The 19,685-nt window shown below is 54.2% G+C and carries 16 protein-coding genes; 14 read left to right on the top strand and 2 right to left on the bottom strand.

Translation table 11 applies throughout. The annotated features are described in order from the left end of the window. Positions 1 to 10 precede the first annotated feature (10 nt). Positions 11 to 3,559, bottom strand: coding sequence for a PAS domain-containing hybrid sensor histidine kinase/response regulator (locus AYK82_RS15530; protein WP_068318086.1), 3,549 nt, complete (start codon positions 3,557 to 3,559; stop codon positions 11 to 13). 200 nt (positions 3,560 to 3,759) lie between these two features. On the opposite strand from AYK82_RS15530, the gene AYK82_RS15525 reads away from it, so the two are divergent. The 5 genes from AYK82_RS15525 to AYK82_RS15505 all read left to right on the top strand — a co-directional run bounded on the left by AYK82_RS15525 (position 3,760) and on the right by AYK82_RS15505 (position 8,356). Next, complete coding sequence (locus AYK82_RS15525; RefSeq protein ID WP_156453398.1) at positions 3,760 to 4,497, top strand: hypothetical protein; 738 nt, start codon at positions 3,760 to 3,762, stop codon at positions 4,495 to 4,497. Between the two features lie 605 nt (positions 4,498 to 5,102). Then, positions 5,103 to 6,233: a two-component system sensor histidine kinase NtrB gene (locus AYK82_RS15520; protein WP_172795259.1), complete on the top strand. Its 1,131-nt coding sequence runs from the start codon at positions 5,103 to 5,105 to the stop codon at positions 6,231 to 6,233. A gap of 40 nt (positions 6,234 to 6,273) precedes the next feature. Continuing rightward, a complete protein-coding gene (locus AYK82_RS15515; RefSeq protein WP_068318078.1) occupies positions 6,274 to 6,882 on the top strand; it encodes a response regulator transcription factor in 609 nt (202 codons plus the stop codon). A 164-nt stretch (positions 6,883 to 7,046) separates the two neighbouring features. Further along, complete coding sequence (locus AYK82_RS15510) at positions 7,047 to 7,388, top strand: response regulator (protein ID WP_068318072.1); 342 nt, start codon at positions 7,047 to 7,049, stop codon at positions 7,386 to 7,388. Positions 7,389 to 7,633: 245 nt separating this feature from the next. Beyond that, the gene (locus tag AYK82_RS15505; protein WP_082733985.1) at positions 7,634 to 8,356 is read left to right on the top strand and encodes a Crp/Fnr family transcriptional regulator; all 723 of its coding nucleotides are present in this window, start codon (positions 7,634 to 7,636) and stop codon (positions 8,354 to 8,356) included. Between the two features lie 95 nt (positions 8,357 to 8,451). Here the strand turns inward: AYK82_RS15505 and hemN are convergent, their stop codons facing one another. Then, a complete protein-coding gene (gene hemN / locus AYK82_RS15500; RefSeq protein ID WP_068318069.1) occupies positions 8,452 to 9,804 on the bottom strand; it encodes an oxygen-independent coproporphyrinogen III oxidase in 1,353 nt (450 codons plus the stop codon). A 215-nt stretch (positions 9,805 to 10,019) separates the two neighbouring features. Here hemN and AYK82_RS15495 point away from each other — a divergent pair, with 215 nt between their 5' ends. From AYK82_RS15495 to ccoS, 9 genes are all read left to right on the top strand, one after another. Then, the gene (locus AYK82_RS15495; RefSeq protein WP_068318066.1) at positions 10,020 to 11,099 is read left to right on the top strand and encodes an AbrB family transcriptional regulator; all 1,080 of its coding nucleotides are present in this window, start codon (positions 10,020 to 10,022) and stop codon (positions 11,097 to 11,099) included. Between the two features lie 392 nt (positions 11,100 to 11,491). After that, entirely contained in the window at positions 11,492 to 13,141 is a 1,650-nt protein-coding gene (gene ccoN, locus AYK82_RS15490) for a cytochrome-c oxidase, cbb3-type subunit I (RefSeq protein ID WP_068318063.1), read from the top strand. 14 nt (positions 13,142 to 13,155) lie between these two features. Beyond that, entirely contained in the window at positions 13,156 to 13,890 is a 735-nt protein-coding gene (ccoO, locus tag AYK82_RS15485) for a cytochrome-c oxidase, cbb3-type subunit II (RefSeq protein WP_068318060.1), read from the top strand. Between the two features lie 13 nt (positions 13,891 to 13,903). Beyond that, positions 13,904 to 14,062, top strand: a complete 159-nt coding sequence (locus AYK82_RS15480; protein WP_068318058.1) for a cbb3-type cytochrome c oxidase subunit 3 — start codon at positions 13,904 to 13,906, stop codon at positions 14,060 to 14,062. After that, entirely contained in the window at positions 14,062 to 14,937 is an 876-nt protein-coding gene (ccoP, locus tag AYK82_RS15475; protein ID WP_068318055.1) for a cytochrome-c oxidase, cbb3-type subunit III, read from the top strand. Before AYK82_RS15480 ends, ccoP begins: the two co-directional genes overlap by 1 nt. A gap of 86 nt (positions 14,938 to 15,023) precedes the next feature. Beyond that, positions 15,024 to 16,481: a cytochrome c oxidase accessory protein CcoG gene (gene ccoG / locus AYK82_RS15470; RefSeq protein ID WP_208976519.1), complete on the top strand. Its 1,458-nt coding sequence runs from the start codon at positions 15,024 to 15,026 to the stop codon at positions 16,479 to 16,481. Between the two features lie 132 nt (positions 16,482 to 16,613). Further along, a complete protein-coding gene (locus AYK82_RS15465) occupies positions 16,614 to 17,129 on the top strand; it encodes a FixH family protein (protein WP_068318051.1) in 516 nt (171 codons plus the stop codon). Positions 17,130 to 17,134: 5 nt separating this feature from the next. Continuing rightward, the gene (locus AYK82_RS15460) at positions 17,135 to 19,417 is read left to right on the top strand and encodes a heavy metal translocating P-type ATPase (protein ID WP_068318793.1); all 2,283 of its coding nucleotides are present in this window, start codon (positions 17,135 to 17,137) and stop codon (positions 19,415 to 19,417) included. Between the two features lie 3 nt (positions 19,418 to 19,420). Then, on the top strand, positions 19,421 to 19,615 hold the full coding sequence (gene ccoS, locus AYK82_RS15455; RefSeq protein WP_068318048.1) for a cbb3-type cytochrome oxidase assembly protein CcoS: 195 nt from the start codon (positions 19,421 to 19,423) through the stop codon (positions 19,613 to 19,615). Positions 19,616 to 19,685 lie beyond the last annotated feature (70 nt).

Raw genomic sequence — 19,685 nt, 5'->3', positions numbered from 1 at the left:
ATGGCGTGGCCTAGGCGTCCACGGATTTCTCCTGCTTGAGACGGGTGAGTAAAGCGCGCAGCGCCGCCGGTTTCACCGGCTTGTTCAGCACTTGCATGCCTTTTTCTTGCGCCTCATCGCGCACGTCTTGGCTGCGATCAGCACTAATCAATATACCGGGAAATTCTAGGCCAAACTTCCAGCGCAGGCTAACCAATGCATCCGGGCCAGTGCCCTCATCAAGATGATAATCGGCAAGCACCACATCTGGCTGCATTTTGCGCTGCATCAAGAGTTTTGCCGCCTCTTTCGCATCTGCCGCTACCAGAACATTGCACCCCCAGCCGGATAACAGCGCGGCCATACCCTCAAGGATTTGGCGCTCATTATCAATCGCAAGCACATTCAGCCCAGCAAGCTGTCCAGTTGGTACCGGGCGCGTGCTTTGCTCGGGGAGCTTGGGAATGGGCCCTGCGCTGTGCAGGGTGACGCCGAAACAGGAGCCACGCTCAACGCGGGATTGGCAGTGCACTTCCAAACCCAGCACCCGCGAAATGCGCTCCACAATCGACAGGCCAAGCCCAAGCCCGCTGGCAATCTTGGCCCCATCGTCCAGCCGCTGGAATTCTGAGAAGATCTGCGCTTGCTGAGCTTCGGGAATACCAATGCCGCTATCATAGACAGACAGACGCAGTACCCCATTGCCCGCACGCCGTAGACCCACCAAAACACCACCGCTTTGCGTGTATTTCAGGGCATTGGAGATCAGGTTTTGCAGCAATCTGCGCAACAGGCGCCGATCCGAACGCACCGTTATGTCGCTTGCCATGATCTTGAAACGCAACCCTTTTTCTCTTGCTATTGCCGCAAAGTCGTTCCGCAATGGACTAAGCACATCGTCCAAATGGAAAACCGAGAATTCTGGCCGGAAGGTTCCGGTATCAAGCCGCGAAATGTCCAACACGGCACCAATTATCTCCTCAACAGAATCCAGCGAGGCCTCGATTTTCTGGATGAGCCCCAAAGCCTCCGGTGTGCTGGCACCGCCTGCTGAGTAGCGATCTGTCAAACTGGAGGAGTAAAGCCGCGCTGCATTCAGCGGCTGCAAGATATCGTGCCCCGCAGCAGCCAGAAAGCGGGTCTTGTCTTGCGAGGCGACTTCCGCCACATGCCGTGCTTCTTCCAGCTGCGTATTGACGGTGGTGAGCTGCTTGGTGCGTTCCCGGACCCTGTTTTCCAAGGTCTCATTGGCCTTTGCCAGCGCATCCTCCGCCATTACGCGCTCGGTGATATCGGTAAAGGTGGCCACGAGCCCGCCGTCAGGCATGGGGTTGGAGCGGATCTCTAAAACAGTGCCAGAGCGGTGCAGGCGCTCTTGCATCAAACTGTGCGGCTGGGTGATGCCGTTGAACTTGGCAGAAACTACATCCGCGACCAATCCTTTGCCAAATTCTCCCCGCCTAGCACAATGGGCAAGAACTTCGGTGAGCGGCGTCCCCACCTGCCCATACTCGGGCGGTAAGTTCAACAGCTCGCGAAACTGCCGGTTCCAGCAAATGAGCCGGTACTCATTGTCAAACACACATAAGCCTTGGCGCACCTGATCCAGTGCGATCTGCAATAGGTCGCGATTGTACTGTATCGCCTCGGTTGCATCATCCAGCAGCTTGATTGCTTCCTTTGAGCCCGGATCCCGCCGCTTGAGCAACAGCGAAATAACCAGACGGGAGGAGGCAGAGCCGATGGCGCTGGCGAGCAACTGCTCGGCAAATTTCAGCATTCGCGCATCAACGGGCTGGTGCGGTTCTAAATCGCTATTGTATTGCGCCGCAAACTTGTCAAACGAACGCTGCGTGCGCTCCTCTCCCACATACCGGGCAATTGTCGCTTGCAGGTCGGAAACTTTGAGTGCCGTTCGCCATAAACGCAACGAAGGCACAGCACTTAAAGTTGCCGGAACAAAGGAATTGGCTTGAAGACGCTCCGCAGGCGTTGGCGCTCGCAAAAAAGATGCAGCGATAAAAACAAGTAGGTTAATGATAAGGCTCCACAGCGCCCCGTGCACAAACGGATCTGCTCCTTCAAAAAATAAAGCCTCTGGCCGCAAGATGCCAATGCCGAAGGGGCCTTCCCTTAGCAAAGCTTGCCAGACTTCGCCTTCCCGTATCACAACAGGAAGCAGCAGGGTGTAGAGCCATACTAGGAAACCTGCGCTCATGCCGTAGATAGCGCCCTTGGCTGTTGCTCTACGCCAAATTACCCCACCGAAAAAGGCAGGGGCAAATTGCGCAATAGCGGCAAATGAAAGCAGGCCTATTGATACCAGTCCCGCGCTATTCCCGGCAAACCGGTAGTATCCATAGCCGCCTAGAACAATTGCTAAAATGGATACGCGCCGCACACCCAGAAGGAGCAGGCTCATATCCTCTCCGGAACTTGAGACCAGATCGTCTTCACTGCGCCCTCGCAGGATTAATGGCAAAACCAGATCGTTGGATACCATGATAGACAGCGCTACCGTAGTCACGATTACCATGGCAGTTGAGGCAGATAAGCCACCAAGATAGGCAAACAGCGTCAACCATTGCTGCCCGCCATCCTGCGGCAAAGCAAGCACAAACATATCCGGGTTTGCCTCGCCGGAAAGTTGTAGGACACCCGCTAGCGCAATAGGAACGACAAACAGGTTGATGAGCACCAGATAAAGTGGGAACAACCAGCGCGCCCGCGAAATCTCGCTTGGGTTGTTGTTTTCCGTTACACTTACATGGAATTGGCGAGGCAGTAACAAAATTGCGAAAAACGACAGGATACCAACCATCGCCCAAGACGCATAATCAGGCGCACCAAGATGTGCCTGCGCTACGCTTGGGTGCAGCCGCGCCGCCTCCCACAGCGCCAGCGGGCTATCAAACAAAGAAAAGCAAACCCACAAACCAACAGCAAGAAACGCCAGCAGCTTGATTACAGCCTCCGCGGCGATAGCCAGCATCATACCGTTCTGGTTTTCCGTCGCATCAATGTGCCGGGTACCAAACAGCCAAGCAAACGCTGCCATGGCCAATGCGATTATCAAGGTGCCATCGCCAAACACCGGTAAATCTGCAACATGGTTCATCGGCATGCCAACCAATGTGCTGACTGAAAGCGAAACCGCCTTCAATTGCAAAGCGATATAGGGGATCATGCCGACCACGGCGATAAGCGTGACGAGTGCCGCCACCCGCTGGTTTTTGCCATAGCGCGCAGCGATAAAATCGGCAACGGACGTAATCTTCTCGGTTTTTGCCAGTTGCACCACTCGCAAGAGCAGCCGGTGAAAAAACAGAAAAAACACAATAGGTCCGAGATAAACGGCAAAAAACTCAAACCCATTTTGGCTTGAAGCGCCAACCGAGCCAAAAAATGTCCATGACGTACAGTAGACCGACAGTGAAAGGGCGTAGATCAACGGCCGTCCGCCCTTGCGTCTGCCATTTGAATTTTGCCGCCGTACCCAGCGATCACCAAAGCTTGCCACGGCAAACAGCGCTGCCAGATAGGCAAGCGAAACCAACGCTACCAACCAGCCTTCAATCATGGTGATCCCCCCGCAAAAAGCAACGCGCTTCCCATAAAATCTCAACGCGCTAAGGCTTTATTTGTACCCTTCGCGCTAGACTTCCTGAAAATCACCGGGAAAGCAAGCCGAACAACCACGCCCTCCCTTAAACAATGGGCGACATTTCAAAGAGTTGGCCAAGCTTTTCAAAAAACAACAATAAGCTGGGAGAAAACTCAGTGCCAAGTGTTTCGAATAGTAGTGCGCCCTCCAATGAAACTGGTTTTCCGGATCCGCAAATGTTTCGCCCCAAGCCAGCCGGCCCGTTGACGCGGATTAGATGCCTGCTCACCGGTGGTGACCTGCGCGATCTGCCAAGCTTGGCGCAATATCTCAATGAAAAAAGCCAGTATCTTCGCTTTGAATTGATCGACATTCTCTCCAGCGCCGGTGCCCTGCAACAAAGCCTAGTTGCGTCCAGCTATGCCGAGCAAAACACCACCGCCCAGACAGAGGCAGGGACAACCGCAACCAAACGCAATCAAAACGGGTTGAACAGTGCAGGGCTGCTGTACATCTCAACCAGCATCATTGCAGAGGCGCTTTACACAGCGCTGCGCGCCGAACAATCCATCACACCACAACGCCTCGCGGGTTTTGTCGGTGCCGCAGTGCGAGTTTCTATGCACAAAGCACCTTCGTTTTTGCGCGAGGCGGCCATCAATGCGCAGGCAACACAAGTTGCTCAGCGTCTACGCATCGCCGCGATGCTGCCGCAGAGCACACGGGATATGCCAAACTATGCGCAGATGCTCGCATCAGCCCTCCCGTGCTCCATCTGGGCAGATGTCCATGTAAACGAGGGCATTGAAAAGCGTCTACAACTTGCCCTTCGTCATCTCCAGTCGGAGTTCGCGGTGCGCGCCTACCCAAAAGCGATCTACAGCGCCGCCACCACTTACAGTCTTTGCAGATGATCCTGACAAACTTCGCGACTTTGGGTGCCCAATTTTCGCGGCAGGCTAAAGCTGGCTAAGGCGACTCTGGAGGCCTGAGGAGATTTGGGTTGTATTATTGGGAAAGCTACCGACCTTTAGTTGTGATTAAGCGGGTCAATTTTCTGCGACAAATGTGCGCGGCAAAAAAATATTCTTATCCTTAGATATATCTATGTGATGCAAAGTATCAGAATGACCGATAAATCTTTCTTATGGGTATTCTTGAGAAAAATTATGGTATCACGCCAACTGACCCAAGGGCGTAATGGCACTGTTAATGCGCGCATTCTTGCCAATCCTGCGGTTCAATATCCATAAAAACCTAAGGGGTGATTGTGGAGTATTCAGCAAAAACACCTAAGCAGCAATCGCTGCTTTTGCCGCTCTTGCCATGAGTGTTTGTGATAATAGTCACGAACAAACAGCAGATTTGTTCTGGTTTATCGTTTTACCAAACTCATGCATTCGCTAATATTCAGGTTGACGCTTTCCCATGGCTGCGCTAGCAGATTAGTCAAATTACCCATCGGGGCTTTGCTATTTTTCGAGCATCCCAACGGCACAAGAGAAATTGAGGAATTCCAATGTTGGTTTCCACCGCACGCTTAGAGAGTGTGCTGCAAACTGCTGTCGACGGTATCGTCGTCATTGACCAGAAGGGAACCATTCTGGTGTATAACGGTGCCTGCGAGAAGATGTTTGGCTACACCCGCGAAGAAGTGGTTGGCCAGAACGTCGCGATGCTCATGCCAAAATCCCATGCCATACAGCATGATGAGTATATCCGCCGCTACCAGCAAACTGGCGAAAAGCGCATCATTGGTATTGGTCGCGAAGTGGAGGGCCAACACAAGGATGGGACAAACTTCCCGATTGAACTGTCTGTGGGCGAAGCGGACACTTCAGATGGCCAACAGTTTATCGGTATTATTCGCGACTTGCGATCTAAGCGGGAAATCGAAAATCGCTTGCGTGAGTTGCAATCAAACCTCGTGGTTATGACCCGGGTCAACGCTTTGGATGAAATGGGTGCGGCAATTGCCCATGAAATCAATCAGCCTCTTACAGCGTTGATGCTGTACATACAGACAGCGGCGCGCCGGGTAAAATCTCAAGACGACCATGATGAACAGCTACTTAAGATCATGGAGAAGGCAGTCGACGAGGCTGGGCGTGCCAGCCAGATCATCCAGCGCATGCGCGGCTTTGTCGAAAAGCAAGAGCCAAAACGCACCGGTGTTTGCCTGCAAAAGCTCATCAATGACTGCATGGAGCTTGTGCACGTTTCCCACCGTGATGATGGTGTTAAGGTAGTCAATGCCTTCGCAGATGCCCAATACAAACTCGCTGTCGATGCGGTGCAGATCCAGCAGATCCTTATTAACTTGATTAGGAACGCCTGTCAGGCAGCGCGCAGCAGCGAAGCGCCAACAGTCACAATCTCTGCTGTATTGGAGCCGGAAAACGTTCTTGTAAAAGTGCAGGATACCGGCCCGGGCTTGCCAGACGCAGCACGTGAGAACCTCTTTAAAGCATTTTCGGGCACGAAGCAGAGAGGGCTGGGCGTTGGCCTCGCAATTTCACGCAGTATTGCTCAAAACCATGGCGGCGACTTGTATGCAGAACCCTATCAAGAGGGTGAGGGGGCAACATTCGTGTTGCGCATACCAGTAAAAACCACTGCCGATAACGCGAAGGAGCCGGAGGACGCGTAATCTCATGTGTTTGCCGGTTAACAAGAAGGATATAACAGTAATGTCCGCAATCCCCCACAAGATCCATGTCGTAGACGACGACCCTGCCGTACGCGATGCGTTGACCTTGCTTTTTGAAACCGAAGGCTTTGATGTTTCCGCCTTTGTTGATGCCGAGCAATTCTTGGCCAACGTCGCAAACGACAAGCCAGCTTGTGTGTTGTTGGATGTGCACATGCCGGGTCGTTCCGGCATCGATATCTTGAAAACACTGCATGCAGAGCATTTTGAAGCGCCGATCTTCATCATCTCCGGTCAAGGGGACATCCCTATGGCTGTGGAAGCGATCAAGTCCGGTGCCTATGATTTCTTCGAAAAGCCATTTGATGTTGAAAGCGTCATCTCGCATGTTCGCGAAGCCATCGCCGCCACATCAAAAGGCGGTGACGCCGGACTTGGTAACTTCCCCGGTGCAGAAACGCTTACCCCGCGTGAGCGCCAAGTCTTGAAAGAAATCACCTCAGGTGCCTCCAACAAAGAAGCTGGTCGCAATCTGAAAATTTCGCCTAGAACTGTTGAAGTACACCGTGCTCGAATCATGGAAAAACTGGGCGCAAGAAACGCTGCGGACCTCGTTCGCATTGTTCTTACAGGTGAAAATCCAGCCTAATCTGGCGTGGATAAACGAGATTATGAGCCCGCCACGCAATGAAATTGATTGCGTAGGCGGGTTTTTACGCACTACAGACCTTTCGATGTGGTCCATAATGTCGCATCTATCCAGAGCTTGGGAGAGCTTGGCGGTAGAGAGCGTGGACAAGTCATGAGGCGAGTGTGATCTACATTGTCGAAGACGACAGGTCGGTTCGGGAGGCGATAGCTCTGCTCTTGGAGGAGACAGGGATAGAGGCTTGTTGCTTTGCCGACGGTGAGTCGTTTTTGCAAGGCGCTAGAGTGGCCGATGATGATCTGGTATTTGTTGATCTACAACTGCCAGGTGTACAAGGCGCAGATTTGATCCAACGCCTGCGGGCCAAGGCTAAGCCTCCGCATATAGTGGCCATGAGCGGCAAGCGCCTCAGCGAGATTTCTCAGGATTTTCAGGGTAACGAGCGGCCCCCGTTACTGCGTAAACCCTTGCGCGCCGAGAGTTTATTCAAATTTATTGATCGCTAATTTGCGAAAGACCAGAGAACCTTGCCCATTTACGCAACTTAGGCAAGAATACTAATTTACCTACACTAAGTAGCAAACCCTATTTTCCCCAGCTCTCAGACCAGTTAGACATGATCTAGATCAAAAACGCCATTTCGTGACGGGACGCGGCGATTTTGACAGGCTTTCTTTGTATGCGCGATGGGCAAACCGCGCATTTGCCTACAAAGAACAACATTTGCGGCTTAAGCCGCAGAGGAGGGATTATGGAGCATGCTCAAGCCGCCTATCAGAGATCTGAGGACGTCTGCATCAACGATCTAGCAAAGCTGCGTAGTGTCGGGCGCGAAACTTGGGAGGCCGGCCTTGGCCAGAGCCGCCGCCACCGCATCAACGCGCACGAAGTTTTGTTTTATGAAGGTGATACCGCAGAGCGCCTCTACGAGGTCGTGTCCGGCGTGATCATGCTTTACAAACTGTTGCCGGATGGACGCCGTCAGGTCGTCTACATTGTCCGAGAAGGGGATATGCTCGGCTTTTCCCGTCATTCGGAATATGATTGCACAGCAGAAGCGCTGACAGACACAGAATTGGTCGTCATTGAAGCGCGCGAGGCAGAAGCCTCGGCTCAGATGCAAAGCCACATCAATAAATGCCTGCTTTTGCAAATGGAAAACCTGCATGAACATACGGTTCTGCTGGGACGGAAATCCGCGCTGGAGCGGGTCAGCACCTTTCTGATGAGCCTTGTGCCAAATCGCGGTGGCAATGGCTGTGAAGGGCCAGCAGAAGAGGGCAGGCCAGACACCCGTACCGTCGTGCTTTCAATGACTAGGCAAGAGATCGCGGATTATCTCGGCCTCACCATCGAGACCGTCTCGCGAGTGGTCTCTCAGTTAAAGAAGCGCGGCCTCATCAAGGTCGAGAAGCAGGATAGCATCCACATTGCTAACATTTGCGGGATTTGTCAGCTAACTGGGATCCACTAGCCTCCGCGAGATGCCAAGCCGCGGTGAGAGCCAAAAACAACGGGGCCTGCTTTTTTAAAAGCAAGGCCCCATGATTTTTGGCGCTTGAGGTGCCCTTAAACCGCTACAGAGTGCCTTGCCTGTTGCTGTGGCAGATAGGCATCAAACGCCGAGGCAGCCACGCGAACATAGCGCCGACCTTCGTCGCTGAGTGTAATTTTGCCGCGATACACGTGCACAAGGCCATCGCGAACCAGCTCTTCCAAGCGTTCAAAGCCGTCTGAAAGACGATTCAGATCGCACCCATATTGTTTGGCGATGCTGGCAACATCCACCTCGTAATATGTCATCAGTTGCATGATGATGGCTGAGCGGCACTTGTCATCGCAGCTTACCTCAACCCCCTTGCAGACAGGCAGTTGGCCAGCTTCCACTTGCCGCGCCCAGCCGCGGGCATCAGGGCTGTTCTGGTAATAACCGCCATTGGGCAAAAAGCCGATAGAAGAAGGGCCAAAACCGATGAGTGTGTCTGCTGTATCTGTTGTGTAGCCTTGGAAGTTGCGTCGTAAATTTCTCTCTCGAAGCGCTATCGCCATATCATCACTTGGCAGTGCAAAGTGATCAAGCCCAATAGCCTCATAACCAGCCTTGACAAGCGCCTCGCGGGAGACTGCATTTAGCAAAATGCGCTCATCAGCAGAAGGCAGATCCGCTTCCTTGATCAATTGCTGGTGCTTCTTGAACCACGGCACATGCGCGTAGCCGAACAGCGCAACCCGGCCCGGCGCCAATTCTGCCGTTTTTGCTACACTGTCCAGAATCGTTTGCTCACTTTGGCCGGGAAGCCCATACATCAAGTCAAAGTTGATGGCCTCTATCCCTTCGGCCCGCAGAGCGGCCACCGCGTTGACGACTTGCTCGAACGGCTGTACCCGGCCGATTTTGCGCTGTACATCGCCATCAAAATCCTGCACGCCTAAACTCGCGCGTGTAATGCCCCCCATGCGCAAAGTCTGTGCCAAATAGGGTGTAACTGTGCGTGGATCAAGCTCGATCGCATGCTCAATCGTCGCATCAAAATCAAAGTAACGCCTTAGCCGCGTCAGCAACGCCAGAAAGTCATCGCGGGCCAGCATGCTTGGCGTGCCGCCGCCCCAGTGTATGTGCTGCACGCGCAGGCGCTTGCCCAGTGTTTCCCCAACAAGATCGATTTCTTTCAATAAGGTCTGCGCATAGGCAGCAACCGGCGCCAGCTTTCGTGTCGCCTTGGTGTTGCAGCCACAGTAGTGGCACATTTCCCGGCAAAACGGCACGTGCAGATACAAAGAAATTGCCTCGTCGCCCGGCAAGGTTCTCAACCAGTTTGCGCAGGCCTCCCCGTTCACTGCATCGCTAAAGTGAGGGGCAGTGGGATAGGATGTGTAGCGTGGAACTGTACGACTGGCGTATTTTACATGGGCTTGGATCATGGCGGCAATTTATCGCCTTGACCTGAGCTTTCTTTGATTGGGATCAAGCAGATTAGAATTTTTTAAAAACGCGGGATGGTGCAGCAAGTAGATTGAAGCACCTACGCTCTTGCAACGAATAGGTCAGTTATATTGACTTTTATACTAACGCCTTCTACGGTCAAACACCGTGAACTACCGCTAAAAACCGCCAGAACCAACAGGAAGAGAGGACCATGAACAACGCGAAGTTACTCTTCCTTCTGCCCCTGATCGGCGTCACAGGCTTTGCACTCGCCAGTTTGATTTCACTGCCCGCAGCGATGATCACCGGTCCAGTAATGGCAGCGGCCATATGCTCTCAGGCATTCGGGCCATTGAAGATGCCCTTTGGCCAGCGCGGTGAAGTGCTGCTCTATCAGGTGCTGGGCTGTGTCGTCGGTGCAAGAGTGCCGCCGGAAACACTGTCATATCTCTCCCGTTGGCCGATCACCCTTGCAGGCGTGCTTGCGCTTTTGCCATTGCTCATAGCCAGCACAACGGCGTTTCTTGTCTTTATCTGTCGCTGGAACAAGCAGGCCGCGTTTTTCGCGTCTATTCCCGGTGCGCTGCCCATGGTCCTAGCCCTCGCTGATGAGTACAAAACCGAGGCGCAACCCGTCGTAACTGCACAAACCCTCCGCTTGGTGCTCCTCGTTGCCTTGATGCCAGTTGTTCTAGGCGATGCTGTTGGCGACATGTCCAGCGCGGCACCGGCATCTTCGGCGGCGATGACGTCAAATATTGACATCAAAGCTTGGCAAGACTACACGCTGCTGTTTGCCTTGGCAGCTTTGGCGGCTTTTCTTGCGAAGATCTTGCGATTCCCGGCAGCCGCGCTCACTGGGCCTCTGTTCTCATCCCTTGTGCTTTACTTAAGTGGGACGGTATCCACGCCCTTGCCAGAATGGCTGGCATTGGCATGCTATATCCTCTTAGGCGCGCAAATAGGCTCGCGCGCAGGGGTCTTGAAACCGGCCGCATTGTTGCGCTGGTCTGCTGCGTCCATTGGGGCGCTTCTGGTTGCATCGTTCGTTGCCGCAGTCTTTGCCTTGCTGCTAAGCGAAGTCGCAGGCTTGCCGTTCTCTCAGGTCTTTCTAGCGTATACACCCGGTGGTCAAGAGGTGATGATTATGCTCGCGGCTCTGAGTAATCTGGATCCGGCCTTCGTTCTGGCGCACCAGCTGTGCCGTTTTTTGTTCCTGCTGCTGATTTTCCCTTGGATCACGCGCGCCGTACTTGGCCCGGCAGGCAAACGTCCTGCTAATCCTGAGTGATACGGATCTAAGGGATAGCCGTTTCGTCTTGGCGCCTGCAATTGCCAGTTTTTCTAGCCCCCTGCGTCAATTGGCCACCGGTATAATCCGGGGTTTGATTCGTATCTGTCCTAGGACTCTGATATCTGCAAATTACTTGCATTAAACTTTGCCGTCTCAGATTTCGTCGAGGGGCGTAGTTATGCGTAGAAAATCTTCTGGCAACGGTTCAACTTGAAAGCTTACCCTTGGGTGTTTTGCTACCTCTGACACGTTTTCCAGACTAGAAATGTTTTTATTTTAAGGCGGACTTCGGTTTTTGATATGCGTCAAGGGCGGGACAAAATGTCCTTCTTAGATATACCGACAGAGAAATTTATCCAATTAACCTAAACTTGGATGGGGCAAACGTCATGGTTAAGCAAAAAGCCAGATACCTGACGGTGGAAGAGGGAGGCTTCGCCCTCCTGCTTGCAGCGACAGCGATCCTTGGCCTGATCATTGCAGGGAGGACCTTTGACCAGGTCTTGGCATTCCATGCATCGGTCATCGCAGCTGCATGTGCAGTTGGGACATTTTACATTCTTCGCCGTTACTTCGATGGCACGTACGAGCGTGCGCCGCTGGAAATCGACGGCAAACCAAACTACAACATGGGTCCGGCGAAATTCGGTGCTTGGGCATCGGTGTTCTGGGGCATCGCAGGCTTTCTTGTTGGCCTCATCATCGCGCTGCAGCTTGCCTATCCAGCATTGAATTTTGATTTGCCATGGACCAGCTTTGGCCGCTTGCGCCCGCTGCACACTTCGGCGGTGATCTTTGCGTTTGGCGGTAACGTTCTGCTTGCGACCTCTTTCTACGTGGTTCAGCGCACCTGCCGCGCCCGTATGCCGGGCGATATCCTGCCATGGATCGTTATTCTGGGTTACAACCTGTTTATCGTTGTTGCTGGCACAGGGTATCTGCTGGGTGTAACCCAAGGTAAAGAATATGCCGAGCCTGAGTGGTACGCCGATTGGCTGCTCACCATCGTCTGGGTGTTCTATCTCTTCGCATTCCTTGGTACCATTTGGCGCCGCCGCGAGCCGCATATCTACGTGGCAAACTGGTTCTACCTCGCCTTTATCGTAACCATTGCTGTGCTGCACATCTTCAACAATATGTCGCTGCCGGTAAACTTCCTGTCCTCCAAGTCCTACATTGTCTGGGCTGGTGTTCAAGATGCGATGGTGCAGTGGTGGTACGGCCACAACGCAGTGGGCTTTTTCCTCACCGCGGGCTTCTTGGCCATTATGTACTACTTCATTCCAAAGCAGGCCGAGCGCCCGGTATACTCTTACCGCTTGTCGATCGTGCACTTCTGGGCGCTGATCTTCATCTACATCTGGGCAGGTCCACACCACCTGCACTACACCGCGCTGCCGCAATGGGCCTCAACCCTTGGGATGACCTTCTCTATCATCCTGTGGATGCCGTCCTGGGGTGGCATGATCAACGGTCTGATGACCCTCTCCGGCGCATGGGACAAACTGCGTACCGACCCTGTGCTGCGTATGATGGTTGTGTCCGTCGCGTTCTACGGCATGTCCACCTTCGAAGGCCCGGTCATGTCAATCCGCGAAGTCAACTCTTTGTCACACTACACCGACTGGACCATTGGTCACGTACACGCCGGTGCGCTGGGCTGGGTTGGGTACATTTCCTTCGGCGCACTGTACTGCCTCATTCCTTGGCTCTACAACCGTAAGCTCTACTCCACCCGTCTGGTAAACGCCCACTTCTGGGTGTCCACCATCGGTATCGTTCTCTACATCTGCGCCATGTGGGTTTCCGGTATCATGCAAGGTCTGATGTGGCGTGCTTACGATAGCCTTGGCTTCCTAGAGTACTCTTTCATCGAAACCGTAGATGCAATGCATCCATTCTATGTCATCCGCGCTCTGGGTGGCGGCCTGTTCCTCTTGGGTGCTGTTTTCATGGCGTATAACCTCGTCATGACCGTAGCCCGCAAAGAAGAAACTGAGCCAGCCCTGACCCCAACCGGCGCTGTGGCCGCGGAATAACGAGGAGAGCATCTATGTCTGCTTGGAAAAAACACGAGATCTTTGAAAAGAACTCGATCATCCTCATCATAGGTATCGTCCTTGCGATTTCCGTTGGCGGTTTGGTCGAGATCGTGCCGCTCTACTATCTGAAGAGCACCATCGAGAAAACCGAGGGCATGCGCCCTTACACCCCGCTAGAGCTTGCCGGGCGTAACATCTACGTGCGTGAGGGCTGCTACACCTGTCACTCGCAGATGATCCGTCCGCTGCGTGACGAGCTGGAACGCTATGGCCCGTACTCGCTGGCCGCAGAATCCATGTACGATCGCCCATTCCAGTGGGGTTCAAAGCGTACCGGTCCGGATCTGGCCCGCGTTGGCGGCAAGTATTCCGACCAGTGGCACAAAGACCACCTGATCAACCCGCGCTCCGTATCGCCAACATCGATCATGCCGGGCTACCCGTTCCTTGCTGAAACCCAGCTGAACGTCCGCGACATGGCCGATCACCTCAAGATCAACGTCATGTACGGTGTGCCCTACGATGAGACGCAGATCGCAAACGCCGCAAAAGATGCGCTGGCCCAGGCAAACCCTGATTCAGACGACATCGATGGCTTTGAAGAGCGTTACCCAGCTGTTGCTGCCCGTGACTTTGATGGCGACCCGTCAAAAGTTACCGAAATGGACGCAGTGATTGCTTACCTGCAGATGCTTGGCACACTCGTAGACTTTGACCTCTACGACGAAAAAGCCAACCTGCGCTAAAGGGGAGAGAGATATGGACGCGACATACACGACCCTTGCCAACTTCGCTCAAACCGGCGGGCTGCTGTACTTTATGGCAATCTTCGCAGGTGTGGTGGTTTATGCAGTTTGGCCGAGCAACAAAGAGCAATTTGATGCTGCCAAAAATATCCCGCTGCGGGAGGACGACTAATGGCTGATCATAACAAAGAAGTCGATAAGGTAACCGGCGTCGAGACCACCGGTCACGAATGGGATGGCCTGAAAGAGCTGAATAATCCGCTGCCAAAGTGGTGGCTCTACATGTTCTATGCCTCGATCGTCTGGTCCATCGGGTATTGGGTGCTGATGCCAAGTTGGCCGCTGATCTCTAGCTACACCACCGGCATGTTGGGTACATCCCAGCGGGCCGAGGCCACAGCAGAGTACGCCGCAGCCCAAACCGCGCGCGCCAAGACTGGCGAGCAACTGGTGGAGGCGTCGCTGGAAGAGATCCAGACCACGCCAAAGCTGCTGGAATACGCCATGGCTCAGGGTAAAGTCGCTTTCGGAGACAACTGTGCCCCCTGTCATGGTGTTGCTGCCACCGGCGCCATCGGTTACCCCAACCTACAGGATGATGCGTGGATCTGGGGCGGATCGCTTGACGATATCGCCTACACCATCAACTACGGTATTCGTTCGGGCAACGACGACGAGCGCTATGCGGAAATGTCTGCTTTTGGCCGCGACGAAATCCTCTCCGAAGAGGAAATCGATCAAGTCTCCAACTATGTGGCAAAGCTTGCAGGCCTGCAGCCTGAAGAGGGTGTCGATCTGTCCGCAGGCAAAGTGGTCTATGAAGACAACTGTGCCGCCTGCCACGGCGACGATGCACGCGGCATGCGCGACACCGGTGCGCCAGATTTGACCGCCCCGAACTACCTCTTTGGTCGTTCGCTGGACGCCATCAAGGCACAGGTCAACGCACCACGTCACGGCGTCATGCCAGCTTGGGTCGATCGTCTTGATCCGGCAACTGTAAAATCTCTGGCCGTTTACGTCCACGCATTGGGCGGCGGCGAATAATCAAATCCGGAAAAACCGGAGACAAAAATACGGATGGGAGTAAGCCCCCATCCGTCATTCTTTCAAACAGCCAAACAGGTAGTGCTATGAAAACGGATGCCAAATCCATAGCCGAACCCGAGGACGACAGCTGGTTTGCCTCGGATGCCAAAGTTTACCCAATGGCTGTGAAAGGGACCTTCCGTCGCATTAAATGGGCGATCCTTTTTATAACCTTGGGTATTTATTACTTTCTTCCCTTTGTTCGCTGGGATAGAGGGCCGAATTTTCCCGATCAAGCGGTGCTCGTAGATTTTGACAGAGCCCGCGCTTACTTCTTCTTCATCGAAATCTGGCCGCAAGAGGTTTACTACCTCACTGGCCTGCTTATCATCGCCGCCATCGGTCTGTTCCTGATGAATGCGGTGGCTGGCCGCCTCTGGTGTGGCTATCTCTGTCCGCAAACTGTGTGGACCGACCTCTTCTTAAAAATAGAACACTGGACCGAGGGGGATCGCCGCAAGCGCATCGCTCTTGACAAACAGCCTTGGACAACAGAGAAAATCGCCCGCAAAGGGGCCAAGCATTTTCTTTGGCTGATGGTTGCGTGGTGGACTGGCGGCGCGTGGGTGCTTTACTTCGCCGATGCACCAACCTTGGTCAAGGATCTGGCGACCCTGCAAGCGCCACTGGCAGCTTATGTCTGGATCGGGATCCTGACCTTCACCACCTACTCCCTAGCTGGGTTCATGCGTGAACAGGTTTGCACCTACATGTGCCCTTGGCCGCGTATTCAGGCCGCGCTGACTGATGAGTATGCGCTCAACGTCTCCTATCGCTATGATCGCGGTGAACCGCGCATGCACCTGAAAGAGGCAAAGAAAAAAGAGGCAGTGGGCGAGGCCGCTGGCGACTGTATCGATTGTAACCAGTGTGTTTGGGTGTGTCCAACGGGCGTTGATATTCGTGATGGCTCGCAGCTTGGCTGTATCCAGTGCGGGCTGTGTATCGATGCCTGCAACACCATCATGGATAAGGTTGATAAGCCCCGTGGCCTCATCGGCTATGATACCGACGACAACATGAACCGCCGCGAGCGCGGCGATGCGCCGGTCTATCGCATCATTCGCCCGCGGACCATCGTTTACACGCTCATCATCGCGGGCATTGGCTTTATCATGCTTTATGCGCTGCTTGGCCGTGAAATGTCTGGCCTGACAGTGGTGCATGACCGCAACCCGCTCTATGTAAACTTGCGTGAGGGTGCGGTCCGTAACGGCTACACCATTCGCCTTTACAACCGCCACAAGCAGCCTGAAGAATTCCAGCTTTCCCTTGCTGGTATGCCCGAAGGCTCGCGCCTGCAGGTTGTGGGGGTGGAATCTCAAGCCAGCTCCACGGTGAATGTGGAGGTCGAGGCTGATACAACGCGCGAGATCCGCGTGCTTGTGTTCTCGCCAAAAGGATCGAACCTGCCATCCTCATCGCCAATGGATTTTGTTCTGCATGATCCGCAAAGCGGCGAGACCACGACCATCTCTGATTTCTTTAGAACAGGAAATTAGAGCACAATTTCCGCATCACGAACCAAGACGGTGCAAATTCCGCCGCCTTGGTTCTTTTACTGGTCAAATGCGCAACTGAGCGATAGAACCAAAACGAAGAGCGAGTTCTTTTTGCAACTAAGGAGCAATTCCATGGCCCAAGCGACACCCGCCCACAAGCCGAAGAGAATTACCGGGCGCCATGTGCTTCTCTGCTTTCTCGCGTTTTTCGGCGTAATTTTCGCGATGAACGGCTTAATGATGTACCTTGCCATCGGCTCATTCCCGGGGCTTGAAGTCAAAAGCTCCTACGCGGTTTCCCAGCGCTATAACGATGAAATCGCCATTGCCAAACAGCAAAACGCTGCCAATTGGCAAGTGGATCTGGCAACCTCCTATCAGGCTGACGCCTCGCTTGTCCTCAATGTGCAGCTGGCAAGCAGTGAGGGCGCGCCGCAATCGGGCCGAGAGGTGGTGATTAACCTGCACCGGCCGGGTACGGACGTGGACGACCGCCGCATGAACTTGAGCGAAGGTGCCAGTGGGGCCTATTCAGGCGTTATTCCAAATGTTGATAGTGGCAACTGGATCATCATCATGGATGTGTTGAACGCTGAGGGCATGCGCGAATACCGCTCGCGTAACCGCGTGTTCTTCAAGCAAGGCTAATGCGCATGACCACGGCCACGCGCGATTGGGATGCCTTCATCACCACCGGCAAAGATGGCGCCTCTCATATGGATCTTGCCGTTGATGGCATTACCTGCGCCGCGTGCATCTACGAGATCGAGCGAGCGGTCGCCGCCATTCCGCAAGTGCTGCGTGCAAGGGTAAACTTTACCTCGCACCGCCTCTCTGTCGATTGGCAGAAAGGTGGCGCCCGCGCTGATGATATCGTCGAGGTGCTCGATACCTTGGGTTATCGCAGTTACCCCTTTGATCCGGCGGCGGTAAAGGAGCGCGGCGACAAAGTGGGCCGCCACCTGCTGCGCGCGCTGGCGGTCTCCGGTTTTGCCACCATGAACATTATGCTGCTTTCCATTTCGGTATGGTCGGGCAATGTTTCAGATATTGATGACGCCACCCGGCAACTGTTCCACTGGATTTCCGCTTTCATTGCCATGCCCACTGTCGTTTTCGCGGGGCAAACTTTTTATAAAAGCGCATGGCGGGCCATCAAGTCGCGCCACCTAAATATGGATGTGCCAATCACCATCGGTGTTTGTCTCGCCACGGGGCTTTCTCTATGGCAAACCCTCACCCACGCGCACCATGCCTATTTCGACAGCGCGGTCATGCTGCTGTTTTTCCTGCTGGCAGGGCGTTACTTCGATCATATGATGCGAAGGAAAACCCGTGCCTTTGCGGAAAATCTGTCAACCTTACGCGCAGAATCCGCGGCGAAAATCATGCCCGACGGCGCGCTTAACGATGTGCCACTTTCCAAGCTGGCTATTGGTGACAGGGTTCTGGTGCGGGCAGGGGAGCGCGTCGCGGTTGATGGCCGCATTATCGCAGGCACCTCGCACATAGATCAGTCACTGGTCACAGGCGAGACAGCTTTGCAAGCGGTCGGTATCGGCCATGATGTCTTTGCCGGTACGCAAAACGGCGATGGCGTATTGACAGTGGAAGTAACAGCGGCAACGGGTGATACCCTGCTTGCCGAGGTCAACAACCTGCTGGAAACCGCAATGGAAAGCCGCTCGCGCTATGTCAAAATAGCGGATCGCGCCTCGCAGCTATATGCGCCCTTGGTGCACACAGCGGCGCTGCTCACGCTCATCGGCTGGCTGCTTTTAGGGGCAGGGCCTCATACGGCCATTACCATCGCCATATCGGTGTTGATTATCACCTGCCCATGTGCCCTAGGCCTTGCCATACCAGCGGTGCAGGTTGTGGCCAGTGGCTTGTTTTTTGATCGCCGTGTCCTGCTTAACTCCGGCGATGCGATTGAGCGCCTTGCCAAGGCTAATCACGTGGTATTTGACAAGACAGGCACTTTGACCCAGCCGCAAACCAGCTTGATGGGTCTTGATGCAGCGGCGACAGCGGCGCTGCCCATGGCAGCAAACCTTGCAGCCCATTCTGCGCACCCCCTGTCGAAGGCCTTGGTAAGTGCCGCTGGCACGCGTGCCATTGCTCCGCTGGAAGATATAGAAGAGCATCAAGGCCAAGGACTGAGCGCTCGCCTTGCTGGCCAAAACGGTGATACGGGGCAAAAGCTGCGTCTGGGTTCGCCAGAGTTTTGCGGCGTCCGCAAAAAGCAATTGACACAGGCGAAAGCAGTCCAGCCTGACGCGTCTTTCCTTGCCTTCTCAAATGGTGACGACGCACCCGTGCTTTATGCTTTTGCGCAGGCACTGCGCCCGGGCGCAGCCCAAACCGTTGCAGCCTTGCGCGCGCGCGGTTTTTCCGTTGAAATCCTGTCTGGCGATCAGCAAGAGGCTGTGGCTCGTACAGCCGAAACTCTCGGTATTGAGAGCTGGCAGGGCGCGCTTAAGCCACAACAGAAAATCGCCCACATCGAAGCGCTTAAGGCAGATGGTACCAACGTGCTGATGGTTGGCGACGGGCTCAATGATGCACCGGCTTTGGCAGCGGCGAATGTCTCGCTCTCGCCGGTCTCTGCTGTGCATGTCTCCCAAGCTGCCTCTGATGCGGTTTTTCTGGGAGAGGCATTGACGCCAGTGATCGATAGCATCGATATTGCCCGAGCTGCCCATCGCGTGATGCAACAAAACCTATGGATCTCCTCCGCCTACAATGTTATCGCCGTACCGATCGCAGTGGTTGGCTGGGTGACGCCGCTGCTGGCAGCGATTGCCATGTCTCTGTCTTCGATCGTGGTCACACTCAATGCAGTCCGTCTGCGCCTGCTTCATTTACAGCCGCGCGAAGACGGACAGACAGACAATAACCACGCGCCGCTAACCCTGAAACCGCAAGAGAGCTAGCCAATGGAAATACTCTTGTTTCTTATTCCCGTCGCTCTGCTCTTGGGCGGTGTTGGCCTCTGCCTATTTCTTTGGGCGCTGCGTTCTGGCCAATATGAGGATCTTGATGGCGCCGCTTGGCGGGTGCTCGATGACAGCGACTTGCCGGAGCAAACGCAAAAACCGACAAAACTCGCTAGGCAACAAGACTTAAGGTAATCAGATCCCGCCCATTCAATGGGCTTAAAAATACTCTCCATTGAGCCGGAGACGGCATTCGCCTTTACCA

Source organism: Polycladidibacter hongkongensis (assembly GCF_001561995.1).
Lineage (GTDB): Bacteria > Pseudomonadota > Alphaproteobacteria > Rhizobiales > Stappiaceae > Pseudovibrio > Pseudovibrio hongkongensis.
The sequence above is the reverse complement of the archived record's forward strand: the minus strand, read 5'-3'. Positions and strand labels throughout refer to the sequence as shown.